This is a genomic window from Cupriavidus sp. (assembly GCF_057315035.1).
Window position 1 is genome coordinate 129,365 of record NZ_DBHKYV010000013.1, and the last position, 18,813, is coordinate 148,177.

An 18,813-nucleotide genomic window follows, 5' to 3' on the forward strand; every position below is an offset into this window, starting at 1 on the left:
GGCCGCCGCGCCCCCGTCACGCGTTACCGGGCTTGCACACAGCAAGCCGGGACGCGTGTCGGGTCAAGCTTCAGACAACAGACAATACACAACAGCTCAGGCAGATCAGTACAGCGCCTTGCCCGAAGCGTCCTTGACGCTGGTCTTCCAGGTTGCGCGGATCTGGTTCACAACCGCGTCCGGCAGCGGCACGTAGTCCAGGTCCGTGGCCATCGCGCCACCGCTCTTGTAGGCCCAGTCGAAGAACTTCATGACTTCCTGGCCCTGTGCCGGCTTTTCCTGCGTCTTGTGCAGCAGGATGAAGGTGGCACCGGCGATCGGCCATGCACCCTTGCCCGACTGGTTGGTCAGGATCTGGTAGAACGACTTGCTCCAGTCGGCGCCAGCGGCGGCAGCCTTGAAGGCGTCGTCGCTCGGCTGCACCACTTCACCGGCCGCGTTCTTCATCGTCAGGTACGTCATCTTGTTCTGCTTGGCGTAGGCGTACTCGACGTAGCCGATCGCGCCATTCAGACGTTGCACGAAAGCGGCCACGCCTTCGTTGCCCTTGCCGCCCGTGCCGCCACCAGGCCAGTTCACGGTCGTGCCTTCGCCAACCGAGCCCTTCCAGTCAGCGCTGACCTTCGACAGGTAGTTCGTGAAGATGAACGTGGTACCCGAGCCGTCGGCACGACGCACCGGCAGGATGTCCTGGCTCGGCAGGTGAGCCTTCGGGTTCAGGGCCTTGATCGCGGGATCGTCCCACTTCTTGATCTTGCCCAGGTAGATGTTGGCCAGCACTTCGCCGGTGATGGTCAGTTCGCCCGGCTTCACGCCTTGCAGGTTGATCACGGGCACCACGCCGCCGATCACGGTCGGGAACTGAACCAGGTTGCCCTTGGCCAGTTCTTCGTCCTTCAGCGGGGCGTCCGATGCGCCGAAATCAACGGTCTTGGCGCCGATCTGCTTGATGCCGCCCGACGAACCGATGGATTGATAGTTGACCTTGTTACCCGTTGCTTTTTGGTAGGCGTCCGCCCACTTGGAATACACGGGCGCCGGGAAAGAGGCGCCTGCACCGGTAATTTCCGCCGCGAACGCAGTACCCGCCACCACAATCGACACGATGCCTGCTACGGCAGTCTTGACCAGCTTCATATGTCCTCCAGAGAACATTGGTTGGGAATGACAAATTTTTGACAAGGCGAACTTTATGCTCCCTGTATGACAGTTCCATGACATCGCCAAATCTTCTTCAAACATTCCGCCAAATGGCCGATATGCACGTCCCGTCACGAGATTGTCTCGCTGTCGTGCTTTAATCGACACATCGACACTGGTCGCCTTCACATCACACCTGTAACACTCCACTGCAGCATGGTCGTTGGCCGACACCAATCGCTCAAGGTAGTTAATTGCTTAATTTGGATAAAAAAACGCCACGGCGATCAAGCCGTGGCGTTTTGGTCCGGCGTCCGGGCGCCGAATCCCTAACCCGATACAGCGAGGATCAGGCGCGCAATGCGTTGGCCAGCGTCTGGGCGGCGCGCTCGGCAACTTCAACCTGCTCCGCCTCCACCATGACCCGCACCAGCGGCTCGGTACCCGAGGCACGAATCAGTACGCGCCCACGCCCTTCCAGCTCGGGCTCGACCTGTTCGCGGGCCGCTTTCAGTCCCGCATGGCCTTCCCAGTCGAAGCCCTTCTCGACGCGCACATTGATCAGCGTTTGCGGGAACAGGCTGACCCCTTCCAGCAATTGCGACAGCGTCTTGCCACTGCGGCGCAACGCGGCCAGCACCTGCAGCGCGGAAACAATGCCATCGCCCGTGGTATGGCGGTCCAGGCACAGCAGGTGTCCGGAACCTTCGCCACCCAACTGCCAGCCACGCTTGTTCAGCTCTTCCAGCACGTAGCGGTCACCGACCTTGGCGCGCACGAAATCCACGCCCTGACGCTTGAGCGCCAGTTCCACGGCCATGTTCGTCATCAGCGTGCCAACCGCGCCTTCTACCTTCTGGCCTGCGGCCAGGCGGTCGCGCACGATCAGGTACAGCAGTTCGTCACCGTTGTAGAGGCGGCCCTGGGCATCCACCACCTGCAGGCGGTCCGCGTCACCGTCGAAGGCCAGACCGAGGTCAGCCCGGTGTGCGCGCACGGCTTCCACCAGCTTCTCCGGTGCCGTCGCGCCATAGCCGGCGTTGATATTGCGGCCATCGGGCTGGTTGCCGATCGAGATCACCTCGGCGCCGAGTTCATGAAACACGTGCGGCGCGATATGGTAGGCCGCGCCATGCGCGCTATCCACCACGATGCGCAGGCCATGCAGGTCCTGCTCATACGGGAACGTGCTCTTGCAGAACTCGATGTAGCGGCCGGCGGCGTCCTCGATGCGCTTGGCGCGGCCCAGTTCTTCGGAACGCACGCAGGTCATCGGCTCGTCGAGCAGCGATTCGATCTTCGCCTCGACTTCATCGGGCAGCTTGTCACCCGAGGCCGAGAAGAACTTGATGCCGTTGTCGTAGTACGGATTGTGGCTGGCGGAAATCACCACGCCCGCCGCCAGGCGCAGCGCGCGCGTCAGGTAGGCAATTGCCGGCGTGGGCAACGGGCCGGTCAGTTGCACGTTGACGCCAGCCGCCGTGAAACCGGCCTCGAGCGCGGCTTCGAGCATATAGCCCGAGATCCGGGTGTCCTTGCCAATCAGTACCGTCGGCTTGCCCTGCGAGGTCCGCTGCCCCAGGGCCAGCACCTTGCCGGCGGCATAGCCGAGTCGCATCACGAAATCGGGCGTGATCGGCACTTCGCCAACCCGACCCCGTACACCATCCGTCCCGAAATATTTGCGTGTCATCTGGTCATTCTCCCTGTTGCCCCTGCGGAGCAACTGATTCATGGCGAATCGCCCACCACACCTTGAGGGCGTCCACGGTTTGTTCTACGTCGTGCACGCGCACGATAAAGGCCCCACGCTCGGCAGCGCAGACTGCCGCGGCCAGGCTGGCCGCTACCCTGCCCTGCGGCGGCTTGCCGCCAACAATGGCACCGAGTGTGGACTTGCGCGACAAGCCGGCCAGGATCGGCAGGCCATCGACAGCCAGCCGCTCCATCTGGCCCAGCAGGCGCAGATTATGATCCGGTGTCTTGCCAAAGCCAAAGCCTGGATCGAGCGATATCCGCGCTTCGTCCACGCCCGCCGCACGCAGGGTTGACACACGCTCCCTGAGAAACGCCTCAACCTCGGCCACGACATCGGTGTACCGCGGATCTTCCTGCATGGTCTGCGGATCGCGCTGCATGTGCATGACGCACAGGCCGGCCTGCCCGGCCGTTACGGCCTCGACCGCGCCGGGCATGCGAAAACCCCAGATATCGTTGATCAAATCCGCTCCGCCCGCCAGTGCGGCGCGCATGACCTCGGGCTTGTACGTGTCAATTGACAACGGCTTGCCGCAATCGGCCAAGGCCTCGACCACGGGCATCACGCGATCGAGTTCCTGGTCCAGCGGCAGCGCCGCGGAGCCCGGACGGCTCGACTCGCCACCGATATCGATGATGTCCACACCTTCGGCGATCAACTGCTCCGCATGCCGCAGCGCCATATCGCGCGTGGCATGCTGGCCACCGTCCGAGAACGAATCCGGGGTCACATTGAGAATGCCCATTACCAGCGGGCGGGCGTTGCGGGCGAAGCGATAACGCCCGCACTGGAAAAACTCGGTCGACAAGGTCTGCGTCCTGAAAAACAAAAAGCCGGTGCACTGGGCACCGGCTTCGGAGGCTATCAGAATCCGCCGCGTTTGAAACCGTTCAGTACGGTCTCGTCAAGTCTGTTACGCAGCGGCGATCGCCAAATTACACCGTGTCGTCGACACGCGCCGTGGCGGGCGCATTGGTCGGTGCCACCGGCGAACCACCCGGAGGCGTACTGCCACCACCGCTCGGGCCCTGCAGGTGCCGCGGCGGGCGCGGCGGCTTGCCGGCCATGATGTCGTTGACCTGGTCGGCGTCGATCGTTTCCCACTCCATCAGCGCGTTGGTCATTGCCTCGACCTTCTCGCGATTCTCTTCGAGCAGGCGCTTGGCCAGCGCATATTGCTCGTCGATGATCTGGCGGATTTCACCGTCGACCTTCTGCTGCGTGGCCTCCGAAACGGTCTTCGACGACAGCTTGCCGAACATGCCATCCTGCTCGGTATCCACGTAGACCATGGCACCCAGCGAATCGCTCATGCCGAAACGCGTCACCATGTCGCGGGCAATCTTGGTGGCACGCTCGAAGTCATTCGAAGCACCGGTGCTCATGGCATTGAGGAAGACCTCTTCCGCGGCACGGCCGCCGAACAGGATCGCGATTTCCTCAAGCATGTTGTCCTTGTACTTCGAGTACTTGTCATGCTCCGGCAGTTGCCAGGTCACGCCCAGCGCCCAGCCACGCGGCATGATCGTGACCTTGTGGACCGGGTCGGCCTTCGGCAGCAGCTTCGCCACCACGGCGTGGCCGGACTCGTGGTAAGCCGTGGCCTTGCGCTCTTCCTCGCGCATGACCGTCGACTTGCGCTCCGGACCCATGTAGATCTTGTCCTTGGCGTCCTCGAAGTCCTGCATGTCCACCACACGCTTGTTGCGGCGGGCGGCAAACAGCGCGGCCTCGTTGACCAGGTTGGCCAGGTCGGCACCCGAGAAGCCCGGCGTACCACGTGCGATCACCGATGCGTCCACGTCGTTGCCAATCGGCACCTTGCGCATATGGACCTTCAGGATCTGCTCGCGGCCGCGGATGTCCGGCAAGCCCACGTAGACCTGGCGGTCGAAACGGCCCGGACGCAGCAGCGCCTTGTCCAGTACGTCGGACCGGTTGGTCGCGGCAATCACGATCACGCCCGAGTTGGCCTCGAAACCATCCATCTCGACCAGCATCTGGTTCAGCGTCTGCTCACGCTCGTCGTTACCGCCGCCCATGCCGGCACCGCGATGACGGCCGACCGCGTCGATTTCGTCGATGAACACGATGCAGGGTGCCTGCTTCTTGGCGTTCTCGAACATGTCGCGCACGCGGGCAGCACCCACGCCGACGAACATTTCAACGAAGTCCGAGCCCGAGATGCTGAAGAACGGCACCTTGGCTTCGCCGGCGATGGCGCGTGCCAGCAGCGTCTTGCCGGTACCCGGAGGGCCGACCAGCAACACGCCGCGCGGGATACGGCCGCCAAGCTTCTGGAATTTCTGGGGATCCTTGAGGAAGTCGACCAGTTCGACCACTTCATCCTTGGCTTCGTCGCAACCGGCCACGTCGGTGAAGGTCACGGCGTTCTGGTTTTCGTCGATCAGGCGCGCACGGGACTTGCCGAAGGAGAAGGCACCGCCTTTCCCCCCGCCCTGCATCTGCCGCATCATGTAGAACCAGAACACGATGATCAGCAACGTCGGTCCGAGGTAGTAAAGCGCCTGTACCAGTACGTTCGGTTCGTCGTCGGCCTTGCCGGTCACCTGGACGCCGTACTTCATCAGGTCGCCGACCATCCAGATGTCGCCCGGCGAGATGATGGTGTACTTAGACCCTTCCTTGGGCGACACCACAAGATTGCGGCCCTGCACGTCGACGCGCGACACCTTGCCGTTCTTGGCATCATCCATGAACTGCGAGTAGGTGACCCCGTCCTGGGCACGCGGTTTGTCGAACTGCTTGAAGACGGTGAACAATACCAGCGCGATAACGAGCCAGATTGCCGCCTTTTGAAACAGGTTGTTATTCAAGGCCGAACTCCTTTGCAATTGCCTTGCCAACGGATAGCTGCTTTGCATTGTAATGCAGCGCCCGCCCCCACAGGGAAATCTGATTCTATGGGCCTGATAGTGCCCGAGCCTGCCGGTATAGGGCAAGCCGGGCAGCACCCGGCACAAACCCCGATACCGCCACCTCCCCATGCTCCCGGGGCGGCCGGCCGTGCACTGCCACGCACCGCGTCAGTCCACTGATTTCAGGTAACGCCCAAGAATGAAGGTTTCTGAAGACTTGTCGCGCGACGCCTTGGGCTTGCGTTTCGCCACCACCTTGAACTGACGTTTGAATTTTTCCACGATCTGGCTGTAGCCGGAACCGTGGAAGCACTTTACCAGCAGCGATCCCTCGGGTTTCAGGTGCGTTTGGGCAAATTCCAGTGCCAGATCGCACAAATACTCCATGCGCGCCGCATCGGCCGACGCCACACCGGACAAATTGGGGGCCATGTCCGAGATAACAAGGTCAATCCGCGAGCCTCCCGACGCTTCGAGCACCAATGCCTCAAGCTCCCGGAACACCGCCTCCTCGCGGAAATCACCCTGGATGAATGTCACGTCGGCCACCGGCTCCATCGGCAGCAGGTCGATGGCCACCACGGTGCCGTCGATCTTGCCGTCCACGGCGCGCGGCGACGCAGCAAGCTTGTTGCGGGCGTACTGGCTCCAGCTGCCCGGCGCCGAACCCAGGTCCACGATGACCTGTCCCGGCTGGATCAGCTTGTCCTGGTCGTCGATTTCCTTGAGCTTGTAGGCCGCACGGGCGCGATAGCCCTCGCGCTGGGCCATTTTCACGTACGGATCGTTGATATGGTCGTGCAACCACGACTGGTTGAACTTGTTCTTGCCCTTGGCCATTCCTGAGACTTGTCTGTTTGAGGGAGATGCAGCCACGTTTTGTGACCATACACAGCTTTTTCTCCCTACTTGGTGATCTTTGCCGCCTGCCGGTGACATTTTGGCGGATAATACGCGCCAATTCGATTTTTGCCTTCCAGATGCCAGCACTACAACTGATTCCCGCACAACGCTCCGACCTGCGCTCGCGCGCCCACGGCCTCAATCCCGTGGTCATGATCGGTGCGGAAGGCCTGACCCGCGCGGTTCTGGCCGAGATCGACCGCAGCCTGGCGGCCCACGACCTGATCAAGATCCGCGTGTTCGGCGACGAACGCGAGGCACGCATCGCCATTTATGAATCGATCTGCGACGAGCTCAACGCCGCGCCGATCCAGCATATCGGCAAACTGCTCGTCATTTGGCGCCCGGGTTCGGCCACCCTCAAGGAAAACCAGGCCGACGACATCGGCCAGGCCGCTCGTCGCCGCCTGGGCTCCGGCGCCGCTCCGCGCACTGTCATGGTGCGCAAGCCGACCGGTTCCAGCCAGCGCCGCCCGAAAAGCACGGCGGTCAAGGTACTCGGCAACGAGCGCGTGACCCAGGGCGGCAACGTCAAGCGCTCTCGCGCTCGCCCGGCCAGCCAGAAGAAAAAGGCTCTCGGTTGAGCGGCAGAACCGCTCATCGATGACAAAGGCGGCCACGGCCGCCTTTTTTGTTGCCTTCGTCAGTCTTGCGCCGCGTTCTGCCGTTATTCCCCGGACGCACGTGGCGCGCTGGCGCGCCAGACCAGAACCAGGGCCAGCAGGCTCTGGATCAGATAGAACACGCTCGACACCCCGTGCAGCATGCCGAACTGGCTCTTGTACGGTGACTCGGATACCCCGAGGTTCAGCGCCTGGGCCTTGACCTTGAGCCCTTCCATGAAGGGCTGCACGCCAAAATAACCTGCCAGCACACAGACCAGCATGGCCAGCACGATCCAGCGCAACGCACGATAGCGCGCGGCACCCCGGCGAATCAGCACATTGCACAGCACCAGCTGGAGCACCCCGACAGTCACGCCGAGCATCGCCTGGTAGCGGAACAGGTGCCCTGCGATCATGCCCGCCGTCTCGCGACTTGGCAGCACCGCAAACAACGTCGGCGCCACCATGTAGCCCACCGTCCACAGGCTACCCGCCCAGACTACGGTCAGGAGCAGGAAAATGCGGTGCGGCAAGGGTGGCAGGTTCGAGTAGGAAGACGAAAACACGCCTGTCCCGCCGTTCAGATGTAACGGACAGTGATGACTTCGTATTCGCGCTCGCCACCCGGGGCCAGCACGATTGCGACGTCGCCTTCGAACTTGCCGATCAGCGCACGTGCGATGGGCGAACTTACCGAGATCTTGCCGCTCTCGAGGTCAGCTTCGTCGTCGCCGACGATCTGGTAGCTCACGGGCTTGCCCGATTCCAGGTCTTCCAGGTCCACCGTGGCGCCAAACACGATGCGGCCATCAGTGTCGAGCTGGGTCGGGTCGATAACCTGGGCGGCGCCCAGCTTGGCTTCCACTTCCTGGATCCGGCCTTCGATAAACGCCTGCTTTTCCTTGGCGGCATCGTATTCGGCGTTTTCCGACAGGTCGCCCTGGGCGCGCGCCTCGGAGATGGCATTGATCACCGCGGGACGTTCAACGGCCTTGAGGCGCTGCAGTTCTTCCCTCAGCAGTTCGGCGCCACGCTTGGTAATCGGAATGGTGCTCATTGTCTCGTTCAACAAAAAAATGAGCCGCAGCGGAGCTGGAACCATGCCCCCGACAGCAATCTGCCAGGCAGCACTTCCGCTCAACCGCGGCTTTCAGAATGAAATCGACCGGCACCAGGCCGGGTCGATCGGCGACTTCGACGTACGAACGCGCCGTACGGATGCGACGTAGTTTAGGCCAGAACCGCCGCCGGTTTCAACCCGGCGGCGGCCGGACGGCACGGGGAAGCACCCCGCACCGCAGCATCCACGCCAGCCTCAGGCCAGTTGCTTGTGCAGGCCCTGCAGGTCGTAGACCTCCAGGCTCTGCATGTGCTTCAGGCCTTCCACCGCGGCGTTGGCGCCGGCAATCGTGGTGTAGTACGGCACACGGCCGGCCAGCGCGGCGATACGGATCGAGCGCGAATCGGCGATTGCCGTGCGGGTCTCGTCCACCGTCGTGAAGACCAGTGCCAGTTCGCCGTTCTTGATCATGTCCACGATATGCGGACGGCCATCCTTGACCTTGTTGACCACCTTGACCGGAATGCCGGCGGCCTCGATGGCCGAAGCGGTACCGCGCGTAGCCACGATCGGATAGCCGAGGTCGTGCAGCATGCGGGCCACGGTCACGGCGCGCGGCTTGTCGCTATCCTTGACGGTGATCAACACGGTGCCCTTTTCCGGCAAACGCGAACCGGCGGCCAGCTGGCTCTTGAACAGCGCCTCGCCGAACACCTTGCCCACGCCCATGACTTCGCCGGTCGAACGCATTTCAGGTCCGAGGACCGGATCCACGCCCGGGAACTTGTTGAACGGGAATACGGCTTCCTTGACGCTGTAGTACGGCGGCACGACTTCGGCGCCGATACCTTGCGAATCGAGCGACTGGCCGGCCATGCAACGCGCGGCGATCTTGGCCAGCGACAGGCCGGTAGCCTTCGACACGTACGGCACGGTACGCGACGCGCGCGGGTTCACTTCCAGCACGTAGACGATGTCTTCGCCGCCCTTCTGCTGGATGGCGAACTGCACGTTCATCAGGCCGACCACGTTCAGTGCCTTGGCCATTGCGGCGGTCTGGCGCTTCAGTTCGTCGACAGTCGCCTGCGACAGCGAGTACGGCGGCAGCGAGCAGGCCGAATCGCCCGAGTGCACGCCAGCCTGCTCGATATGCTCCATCACGCCGCCGATGAACACGCGCTGGCCGTCGCACAGGGCGTCCACGTCGCACTCGATCGCGTCATTGAGGAAGCGGTCCAGCAGCACCGGCGAGTCGTTCGACACCTTCACGGCCTCGCGCATATAGCGTTCGAGGTCGCGCGGCTCGTGCACGATTTCCATCGCGCGGCCACCCAGCACGTACGACGGGCGCACCACCAGCGGATAGCCGATTTCCTCGGCCAGGCGCAGCGCTTCGTCTTCGGCGCGTGCGGTACGGTTCGGCGGCTGGCGCAGGCCCAGCTCCTGCAGCAGCTTCTGGAAACGCTCGCGGTCTTCCGCGGCGTCGATCATGTCGGGGCTGGTGCCGATGATGGGCACGCCATTGGCTTCCAGGTCCAGCGCCAGCTTCAGCGGGGTCTGGCCGCCGTACTGGACGATCACGCCGACCGGCTTTTCCTTGTCGACGATTTCCAGCACGTCTTCCAGCGTCAGCGGCTCGAAGTACAGGCGATCCGAGGTGTCGTAGTCGGTCGACACGGTTTCCGGGTTGCAGTTGACCATGATGGTCTCGTACCCGTCTTCGCGCAGTGCCAGCGCGGCGTGCACGCAGCAGTAGTCGAACTCGATACCCTGGCCGATCCGGTTCGGGCCACCGCCCAGCACCATGATCTTCTTGTTGGTGGTCGGCTCGGCTTCGCACTCGCCATGCTCGGCTTCATACGTGCCGTACATGTAGGCGGTGTTGGTCGCGAATTCGGCGGCGCAGGTATCCACGCGCTTGTACACCGGGCGCACGTTCTGCGCCACGCGTGCTTCGCGCACGGCCTTGGCATCGGTCTTCAACAGGCGGGCCAGGCGGCGGTCCGAGAAACCCTTCTGCTTCAGGAAGCGCAGTTCGGCGGACGACAGGCTGTCCAGCGTGCGGTTGCGCGCCAGGCCTTCGGTCTTGACGATGTCCTCGATCTGGGCCAGGAACCACGGATCGATAGCGGTTTCGGCATGCACTTCCTCGAGCGACATGCCCAGGCGGAACGCATCGCCCACGTACCAGATGCGGTCCGGGCCGGCTTCGCCGATTTCCTCGATCACCTCGTCGCGGTCGGTCGACTTCTCGTCGAGCCCGTCCACGCCGACTTCCAGGCCGCGCAGCGCCTTCTGGAACGATTCCTGGAACGTACGGCCCATGGCCATCACCTCGCCCACCGACTTCATCTGCGTGGTCAGGTGGCTGTCGGCTTGCGGGAACTTCTCGAACGCAAAACGCGGCACCTTGGTCACCACGTAGTCGATCGACGGCTCGAACGATGCCGGGGTCTGGCCGCCGGTGATTTCGTTCTTGAGCTCGTCCAGCGTGTAGCCCACGGCCAGCTTGGCCGCCACCTTGGCGATCGGGAAGCCCGTCGCCTTCGATGCCAGCGCCGACGAACGCGACACGCGCGGGTTCATTTCGATCACGATCATCCGGCCATCGACAGGATTGATCGAGAACTGCACGTTCGAACCGCCGGTGTCCACGCCGATCTCGCGCAGCACGGCCAGCGAGGCGTTACGCAGGATCTGGTATTCCTTGTCGGTCAGCGTCTGGGCCGGGGCCACGGTGATCGAGTCACCGGTGTGGATGCCCATCGGGTCCAGGTTTTCGATCGAGCAGATGATGATGCAGTTGTCCGCCTTGTCGCGGACCACTTCCATCTCGTATTCCTTCCAGCCGAGCAGCGATTCCTCGATCAGCAGCTCGCGCGTGGGCGACAGGTCGAGGCCGCGCTTGCAGATTTCCTCGAACTCTTCGCGGTTGTAGGCAATGCCGCCGCCCGTGCCGCCCAGCGTGAACGAGGGACGGATCACGATCGGGTAGCCGGCCGAGCCGGTTTCCTGGGCAATGCGCGATTGCACCGCCACGGCCTCGTCCATCGAATGGGCAATGCCGGACTTCGCCGAACCGAGACCGATCTTGGTCATCGCGTCCTTGAACTTCTGGCGGTCCTCGGCCTTGTCGATCGCTTCCGGCGATGCGCCGATCAGCTCGACCTTGTACTTGTCCAGCACGCCATGGCGATGCAGGTCCAGCGCACAGTTCAGCGCGGTCTGGCCGCCCATGGTCGGCAGGATCGCGTCTGGGCGTTCCTTCTCGATGATGCGCTCGACCACTTCCCACGTGATGGGCTCGATATAGGTCACGTCGGCCGTGTTCGGGTCCGTCATGATGGTCGCCGGGTTCGAGTTGACCAGGATGACCTTGAAGCCCTCTTCGCGCAGTGCCTTGCAGGCCTGTGCGCCGGAGTAGTCGAATTCACACGCCTGGCCGATGATGATCGGGCCCGCGCCGATGATAAGGATGCTCTTTATGTCTGTGCGTTTTGGCATTGCACGCTCTCTTTATTGGCCGGTCCGCGTGTTTCGTGCGGGCCGTGCCGGATATCTGTTGGTGGGCGTCCGGGTAGGTCAGCCCAGTGTGGCCGTGGCCAGCTTGGCACCGAAGCCGATGAACATCGCCCCGACCCCGCTCGACATGCCTGCGGACAGGCGGCGTCGGCGACGGAACGCATCGGCCAGCTTCGCGCCCACGAAAATGATCGTGGTCAGGTAGGCAAAGCTGCAGACCTGGCAGACCAGGCCCAGCGCCACGAACGACAGCGCGGGATACGCAAACTGCGGATCCACGAACTGAATGAAGAACGAGATGAAGAACAGGATTGCCTTGGGGTTCAGCAGGCTGATCACGAGCGCCTTGGTGAACGGGTTCGCCGCGCGATCCACGGACACCGCCGCCGGGGCGACGTCAGCACCGTCGGCACGCTTCGACCAGTTGCGCAGCGCGCCGCGCAGCATCTGGAAGCCGATCCACGCCAGGTAGGCGGCGCCGACGTACTTGACCACATGGAACAGCCCCGGGCTGGCTTTCAGCAGCGATGCGACACCCGCGGCCGACAGCACCATCAGGATCGCGTCGCCCAGGAACACGCCGCATGCACCCTTGTAGCCGGCGCGTACGCCGCGCTGCGCGGCTACCGACAGCACATACATCGAATTCGGTCCCGGCAGCAACACGATGAAGATCGTACCGAGCACAAAGGTCCAGAAATCGGTGACGCCGAGGCTGGCGTGCATGAAGGCGTTCATGGGCGGATCCTGTTCAGGTTTCTCGTTCTCAGGCAGCTGCCTTGGCGCGGGCGTCCTGCATCAGCTTGGTGAAGCGGTCGAACAGGTACGCGATGTCGTGCGGACCAGGCGACGCTTCCGGGTGACCCTGGAAGCAGAAGGCCGGCTTGTCGGTCAGCGCGAAGCCCTGCAGCGTGCCGTCGAACAGCGACGTGTGCGTGACACGCGCGTTGGCCGGCAGCGTCGACGCATCGACCGCAAAGCCGTGGTTCTGCGACGTGATCACCACGCGGCCGTCATCGTGGTCCTTGACCGGATGGTTGGCGCCATGGTGGCCCGTGCTCATCTTGAGCGTCTTCGCACCCACGGCCAGGGCCATGATCTGGTGACCCAGGCAGATGCCGAACGTGGGAATGCCGCGGGCGATGAACTCGCGCGTGGCGGCAATCGCGTAGTCGCACGGCTCGGGGTCGCCGGGGCCGTTCGACAGGAAGATGCCATCCGGATTCAGCGCCAGGGCGTCGGCCGCACTGGCTTGCGCCGGCAGCACGGTCACCTTGCAGCCGCGTTCGGCCAGCATGCGCAGGATGTTGAACTTGACGCCGTAGTCATAGGCAACCACGTGGAACTGCGGCTTGTCCTGGCGGCCGTAGCCTTCGCCGAGCTTCCACTCGGTCTGGGTCCACTCGTACGGTTCCTTGACCGACACGACCTTTGCCAGGTCCATGCCTGCCAGGCCCGGGAACGAGCGCGCCAGGTCGATGGCCTTCTGGACGTTGTCCTCGCCGGCCAGGATGCAGCCGTTCTGGGCGCCCTTTTCGCGGAGGATACGGGTCAGCTTGCGAGTGTCGATACCGGCGATCGCCACAACCTTTTCCTGCTTCAGGTAGTGGGCGAGCGTATGTTCCTTGCGGAAGTTCGAGGCGAGGAGCGGCAGATCCTTGATGATCAGGCCGGCGGCATGGACTTTCGTGGCTTCTACATCCTCAGGATTGACGCCGTAATTGCCGATATGCGGATACGTCAGCGTGACGATCTGCCGGGAATAGCTCGGGTCGGTGAGGATTTCCTGATAACCGGTGATAGCGGTGTTGAACACCACTTCGCCGATCGTATGGCCGGAAGCGCCGATGGAATAGCCACGAAAGACCGTGCCGTCTGCAAGCGCGAGGATGGCGGACGGAAAAGACGGTAACACGGGTAGGCTCCTGCTGGACTCACCCCGTGACCGACCTGCTCAACGCCTCGTGCCCGTGCGCGGCCCATTGAAGGACCGGCTCAACGCGTGGCTGTTTCATCACTTTTGTGCAGTGCATGAAAAACCCGCGCGATCAGGGCGGCGGAAGGTGGAATACGGTAGGCGCTAGGGTGAAGGGTTCTGAAAGCGAAACTTTCGAATTATATCCCGCCGCACCCAATTTCTCAAGTATTCAATAACTTACGATAGACACGACAACCGGGCGGCTTATTTGTCATGCCGCCCGATTTACGCCCGACATCGCGCCCAATGCTGTTTCAGCCAGCCGGCGGCACGACCGCCGTCACCTCTATTTCCACCTTGGCGCGCGGCTCGACCAGATCGGCCACCTCCACCGCGGTCATCGCCGGAAAATGCCGCCCGATAATGTCCCGGTAGTGCTGGCCAATGGCCTTGTAGGCGCCCACGTACTCGGCCTTGTCCTTCACATACCAGGTCATGCGCGCGATGTGCTCGGGACCTGCCCCACCCTGCGCCAGTACCGCCACGATATTGCGCAACGCCTGCGCCACCTGCAGCGCGAAGTCATCGGTCTCGAACTCGCACTGGCCGTTCCAGCCGATCTGGCCGCCGACAAAGATCAGGCGACTGCCGACCTGCATCTCGGCCATGATGCCGTTGGCGTAACCCTTGGGTGGTGCCCAGTCGGGCGGTTGCAATGTGTTCAGCATGATGTCGATTCTTGAAAAGGGTCAAATGAGTCGGTTGAGTCGAATGAGTCAGGCAGAGGCAGACGCGTCGAGATAGCGCCCCATCGCGGTGCAAACCGCGCCTGGCAGTGGTTGCGAAGTCATGGTGCGCGTATCGACGCAAACCAGCCGTTGCGTGATGGCCATGCGCGTGTCGTTGTCGGGCCCCACGAAGCGGATCGCCACCGTGAAACTGCTGCGGCCAACGTGCGTGACACGCAGTTCGCGCGTCAGCCGTTCTCCAAGGCGGCTCGGCGCCTCGAAGCGGCATTCCAGCGCCGCGGTGGGAATACCTGCATGGCCGGACACATGCATGGCATCGAACGGCCAGTCGAGCGCTTCGGCAAACCAGTCCTCGATGAAATCGTTCAGCATCTCGAAGTAGCGCGGATAGAAGACGATGCCCGCGGTATCGCAATGCTTGAACCGTACGCGTACATGGTTGCGAAACACTTCGCTCATCGCCGCACACCCTCCACGCCTTCCCTGCCCTCCACAACTTCAACGGCCATTTGCCGCAGGCGGAAACGCTGCAGCTTGCCGGTCTCGGTGCGCGGCAGTGTGCTTACAAACTCGATGCGGCGCGGATATTTGTACGGTGCGATCTCGCGCTTGCAGTAATCCTGCAGCGCAGTGCGCGTGGCATCGCTGGCCTCCACACCGGGACGTAGCACTACATAGGCCATCACCACCTGCCCGCGCTCGGGGTCGGGCGAGCCAACCACGCCGCATTCGGCCACATGCTCATGCTTCATCAGCGTGCCTTCGACCTCGGGGCCGGCAATGTTGTAGCCGGCCGAGATGATCATGTCGTCCGAACGCGCCTGGTAGAAGTAGTAACCATCCTCGTCGACCATGAAGGTGTCTCCCGGCAGGTTCCAGCCGTCGCGCACATAGGCCTCCTGGCGAGGGTCGTCGAGATAACGGCAGCCGGTAGGGCCGCGCACCGCCAGCTTGCCCACCGTACCGGGCGGCAACTGCTGCATGTTGTCGTCGACGATGCGCGCCTCGTAGCCGGGCACCACGCGACCCACGGCACCCGGACGCACGTCGGCGCCGGTGCTGGAGACAAAGATATGCATCATCTCGGTGCCACCCAGGCCATCGGTCATCTCGATGCCGGTCGCCGCCTTCCACGCTTGCCGCGTGGCATCGGGCAGCGCCTCGCCGGCCGAGACAGTCTTCCTGAGGCTGCGCAGATCAAAGTTCTTCGCCAGCGTGGCCATCTGCCGGTAGAACGTCGGCGCAGTGAAGACTATCGTCGCGCGATGGTCCTGAATCAGCTTGAGCAGCGTTTCGGGCGTGAGCTTCTCGGCCAGCGCGGTGCTGGCGCCGATACGCAACGGAAAGCACAGCATGCCGCCGAGTCCGAACGTAAACGCCAGCGGCGGCGTGCCGCAGAAAATATCGTCGGGCCTGGGCTTGAGCACGTGGCGCGGGAACAGGTCGCACATCGCCAGTACATCGCGGTGGAAGTGCACGGTGCCTTTGGGCTGGCCTGTGGTGCCGCTGGTAAACGCAATCAGGCAGATGTCGTCGGCGGCCGTGTCGCACGCCGTGAAAGTCTCCGGCTTGGTTTCGAGCGCCGTCTCCAGCGCATCGGCGCCGGTACCGTTGAAGTAACGCACGGTGGTCAGCGTGGGACAGAAGTGCTCGCTGTCGGCGCGCTGGTTCGTTTCCAGTTCCTCACGCAAGCGGGCATCGCACAGTGCGGCCGTGACCTGCGCCTTGTCGATGATCTGGCGCAGTTCCTTGGCGCGCAGCAACGGCATGGTCGGCACCGCGATCAGGCCGGCCTTGAGGGTTGCCAGCCAGCTTGCGGCCATCATGAGGTTGTTCGGCCCGCGCAGCAGCACGCGGTTACCTGGCACCAGCTTCATGTCCTCGACCAGCACATGTGCAATGCGATTGACCAGCGCCGCCAGCTGCGCGTAGGTCACGGTCTCGATGCGGCCATCGCGTTCGTGCCGGACCGCCACGCGTCGGCCATGCCCTTGTGCAAGGTGCAGGTCAACCAGTTCGACGGCCGCATTGAGCCGCGCCGGGTAACGTGTATCGTCATTGAACTGGAACACCGGCCATGCCTTCAACGGCGGCAAGCGGTCTTGCGCAAACGTGTCGACGTGAGACGTGACGACATTGGGGGCGACCATTGTTGTCTCCTGTTTCGTATCCTGCCTGATACGACGTTATGCCTGGCGCGCCGCGAGTGTTTCGCGCGCGATGATCAGCTTCTGCACTTCGGTGGCACCCTCATAGATCCGCAACGAGCGAATCTCGCGGTACAGGCCCTCCACGCGCGTGCCTACCTTGACGCCCAGGCCGCCAAACATCTGCACGGCGCGGTCGATCACCTGCTGCGCATTTTCGGTAGCGACCATCTTGGCCATCGCCGCCTCGCGGGTGGTGCGCAACTGCTTCACATCGCGCAGCCACGCGGCGCGATAGGTCAGCAGCGCAGCCGTGTCGATCGCCGTGGCCATGTCGCCGATCGCGGCCTGCGTCAGTTGCAGGTCGGCCAGCACGCCGCCGAACATCGGGCGCGACGTGGCGCGTGCCAGAGCATCGTCGAGCGCCGCACGGCCAAAGCCGAGCGCTGCCGCCGCCACCGAGGCGCGGAAGATGTCCAGTGTCATCATCGCCACCTTGAAGCCCTGCCCCGCCTCACCAAGGCGGTTGCCAACCGGCACGCGGCAGTTGTCGAAGCGCAGCGTGGCCAGCGGATGCGGCGCAATCACGTCGATGCGTTCCGCAATCGTCAGGCCGGGGGTATCGGCATCGACCACGAAGGCGGTGATGCCACGCGCGCCGGGCGCCTCGCCGGTGCGGGCGAACACGCAATAGAAGTCGGCAATGCCGCCATTCGAGATCCACGTCTTGGTGCCGTCGAGCACGTAGTGGCTGCCGTCGTCGGACAGCCTTGCACTGCATTGCAGTGCCGCGACATCGGAGCCGGCGTCGGGCTCCGACAACGCGAACGCCGCAAGTGCCTCACCGTTTGCCACGCGTGGCAGATAGCGCTCGCGCACCGCATCGCTGCCGGCCAGCGTAATGGCCCCCGAGCCAAGCCCCTGCATGGCGAAGGCAAAGTCGGCCAGCCCATCGTGCCGCGCCAGTGTTTCGCGCAGCAGGCACAGTGCCCGAGAATCGAGCGCCGGCAAGACGCCGCCGAATGCCGCAGGCACGCAGTAGCGCAGCCAGCCGGCCCGACCCAGTTGACGCACCAGCGCACGGCACGCCGCATCGGCGTCGTGGTGATCGATATCGCGCAGGTTCTGCTGGCACCACGCATCAAGCTCGCGCTCGAGCTGGCGATGTGCGTCGTCGAGGAAAGGCAGATCGAGATAAGATTTGTCGCTCATGCGGGCTCCTCAGTCGCCTTCGAAAACAGGCTTCTGCTTCGCGACGAATGCGTCGTAGGCACGCCGGAAATCGCGCGTCTGCATGCAGATGGCCTGCGCCTCGGCTTCGGCTTCGATGGCTTCGTCCAGACCCATATTCCACTCCTGATGCAACAGCTTCTTGGTCATGCCATGCGCGAACGTCGGCCCCGCGGCAATCTGCGCGGCAAGTGCCTGTGCTTCGGCCAGTACCGTGTCGGATGCATGCAGCGCATTGAAGAAACCCCACTGCAGCCCTTCCTCGGCGCTCATCGAGCGACCCGTGTAGAGCAGTTCGCTGGCGCGTCCCTGGCCAATCACGCGCGGCAGCAGCGTGCACGCGCCCATGTCGGCGCCTGCCAGGCCCACACGCACGAACAGGAACGCGGTCTTGGCCTGCGCGGTGCCCAGTCGCAGATCCGATGCCAGCGCCATCATCGCGCCGGCGCCGGCGCAAATGCCATCGATCGCGCTGATCACCGGTTGCGGGCAGGCGCGCATCGCCTTGACCAGATCGCCGGTCATGCGCGTGAAATCCAGCAGCTCGGGCATGGTCATGCGCGTAAGCGGACCGATGATTTCGTGAACATCGCCACCCGAGCAGTAGTTGCCACCGGCGCCGGTAATCACCACGGCCTTGATATCGGTGGCATGGCACAAGCCACGAAACAGGTCGCGCAGTTCCGCGTACGAATCAAAGGTCAGTGGATTCTTGCGCTCGGGCCGGTTCAGCGTGAGCGTGGCCACCTTGCCGTCGGCCGATACCGACCACAGGAAATGTTTCGGCTCATAGCCGGCAAACGGGCGCTTGTGGTGGCGCATGTCCAGTGCGATTTCACTCATTGATTTCTTGCTCCTTTGTCTTTTGGCCTTTTCGCAACTTGAAAGGCTGGCCCTCTCC

The 18,813-nt window shown here is 63.3% G+C and carries 17 protein-coding genes; 2 read left to right on the top strand and 15 right to left on the bottom strand.

From position 1 onward, the window contains the following. Positions 1 to 105: 105 nt before the first annotated feature. From pstS to ACO550_RS17870, 5 genes are all read right to left on the bottom strand, one after another. Positions 106 to 1,137: a phosphate ABC transporter substrate-binding protein PstS gene (gene pstS, locus ACO550_RS17850; RefSeq protein WP_315593305.1), complete on the bottom strand. Its 1,032-nt coding sequence runs from the start codon at positions 1,135 to 1,137 to the stop codon at positions 106 to 108. A gap of 352 nt (positions 1,138 to 1,489) precedes the next feature. After that, on the bottom strand, positions 1,490 to 2,833 hold the full coding sequence (glmM, locus tag ACO550_RS17855) for a phosphoglucosamine mutase (protein ID WP_315593306.1): 1,344 nt from the start codon (positions 2,831 to 2,833) through the stop codon (positions 1,490 to 1,492). A 4-nt stretch (positions 2,834 to 2,837) separates the two neighbouring features. Further along, a complete protein-coding gene (gene folP, locus ACO550_RS17860; RefSeq protein WP_315593307.1) occupies positions 2,838 to 3,707 on the bottom strand; it encodes a dihydropteroate synthase in 870 nt (289 codons plus the stop codon). A gap of 127 nt (positions 3,708 to 3,834) precedes the next feature. After that, complete coding sequence (gene ftsH / locus ACO550_RS17865; protein WP_315593308.1) at positions 3,835 to 5,736, bottom strand: ATP-dependent zinc metalloprotease FtsH; 1,902 nt, start codon at positions 5,734 to 5,736, stop codon at positions 3,835 to 3,837. Between the two features lie 210 nt (positions 5,737 to 5,946). Continuing rightward, entirely contained in the window at positions 5,947 to 6,618 is a 672-nt protein-coding gene (locus ACO550_RS17870; RefSeq protein WP_315593309.1) for an RlmE family RNA methyltransferase, read from the bottom strand. A 140-nt stretch (positions 6,619 to 6,758) separates the two neighbouring features. Between ACO550_RS17870 and ACO550_RS17875 the strand changes: the two genes are divergently transcribed. Beyond that, a complete protein-coding gene (locus ACO550_RS17875; RefSeq protein WP_315593340.1) occupies positions 6,759 to 7,265 on the top strand; it encodes a YhbY family RNA-binding protein in 507 nt (168 codons plus the stop codon). Between the two features lie 83 nt (positions 7,266 to 7,348). On the opposite strand, the gene ACO550_RS17880 is transcribed toward ACO550_RS17875, so the two are convergent. Together ACO550_RS17880 and greA are read right to left on the bottom strand one after the other, a co-directional pair. Next, positions 7,349 to 7,852, bottom strand: coding sequence for a DUF4149 domain-containing protein (locus ACO550_RS17880; RefSeq protein ID WP_315593310.1), 504 nt, complete (start codon positions 7,850 to 7,852; stop codon positions 7,349 to 7,351). Positions 7,853 to 7,866: 14 nt separating this feature from the next. Next, positions 7,867 to 8,343 carry a transcription elongation factor GreA gene (gene greA, locus ACO550_RS17885; protein WP_315593311.1) on the bottom strand — a complete coding sequence of 159 codons (477 nt, stop codon included), beginning with the start codon at positions 8,341 to 8,343 and terminating at the stop codon, positions 7,867 to 7,869. Here greA and ACO550_RS17890 point away from each other — a divergent pair. Then, the gene (locus ACO550_RS17890; RefSeq protein WP_315593312.1) at positions 8,333 to 8,515 is read left to right on the top strand and encodes a hypothetical protein; all 183 of its coding nucleotides are present in this window, start codon (positions 8,333 to 8,335) and stop codon (positions 8,513 to 8,515) included. The two genes, greA and ACO550_RS17890, sit on opposite strands and share 11 nt — an antisense overlap. Positions 8,516 to 8,601: 86 nt before the next feature. On the opposite strand, the gene carB is transcribed toward ACO550_RS17890, so the two are convergent. From carB to ACO550_RS17930, 8 genes are all read right to left on the bottom strand, one after another. Further along, a complete protein-coding gene (carB, locus tag ACO550_RS17895; RefSeq protein WP_315593313.1) occupies positions 8,602 to 11,850 on the bottom strand; it encodes a carbamoyl-phosphate synthase large subunit in 3,249 nt (1,082 codons plus the stop codon). A 78-nt stretch (positions 11,851 to 11,928) separates the two neighbouring features. Beyond that, positions 11,929 to 12,606, bottom strand: coding sequence for a leucine efflux protein LeuE (gene leuE / locus ACO550_RS17900; protein ID WP_315593314.1), 678 nt, complete (start codon positions 12,604 to 12,606; stop codon positions 11,929 to 11,931). A gap of 28 nt (positions 12,607 to 12,634) precedes the next feature. Then, entirely contained in the window at positions 12,635 to 13,783 is a 1,149-nt protein-coding gene (gene carA / locus ACO550_RS17905; protein ID WP_315593315.1) for a glutamine-hydrolyzing carbamoyl-phosphate synthase small subunit, read from the bottom strand. 317 nt (positions 13,784 to 14,100) lie between these two features. Further along, positions 14,101 to 14,514 (bottom strand): Rid family hydrolase, encoded by a 414-nt coding sequence (locus ACO550_RS17910; protein ID WP_315593316.1) that lies wholly within the window; start codon positions 14,512 to 14,514, stop codon positions 14,101 to 14,103. 48 nt (positions 14,515 to 14,562) lie between these two features. Further along, positions 14,563 to 14,994: an acyl-CoA thioesterase gene (locus tag ACO550_RS17915; RefSeq protein WP_315593317.1), complete on the bottom strand. Its 432-nt coding sequence runs from the start codon at positions 14,992 to 14,994 to the stop codon at positions 14,563 to 14,565. Beyond that, a complete protein-coding gene (locus ACO550_RS17920; RefSeq protein ID WP_315593318.1) occupies positions 14,991 to 16,685 on the bottom strand; it encodes an AMP-binding protein in 1,695 nt (564 codons plus the stop codon). The genes ACO550_RS17915 and ACO550_RS17920 overlap by 4 nt, the downstream gene beginning before the upstream one ends. A gap of 36 nt (positions 16,686 to 16,721) precedes the next feature. After that, positions 16,722 to 17,894 (bottom strand): acyl-CoA dehydrogenase family protein, encoded by a 1,173-nt coding sequence (locus ACO550_RS17925; RefSeq protein WP_315593319.1) that lies wholly within the window; start codon positions 17,892 to 17,894, stop codon positions 16,722 to 16,724. Positions 17,895 to 17,903: 9 nt separating this feature from the next. Continuing rightward, complete coding sequence (locus ACO550_RS17930) at positions 17,904 to 18,755, bottom strand: enoyl-CoA hydratase family protein (protein ID WP_315593320.1); 852 nt, start codon at positions 18,753 to 18,755, stop codon at positions 17,904 to 17,906. Between the last annotated feature and the right edge of the window lie 58 nt (positions 18,756 to 18,813).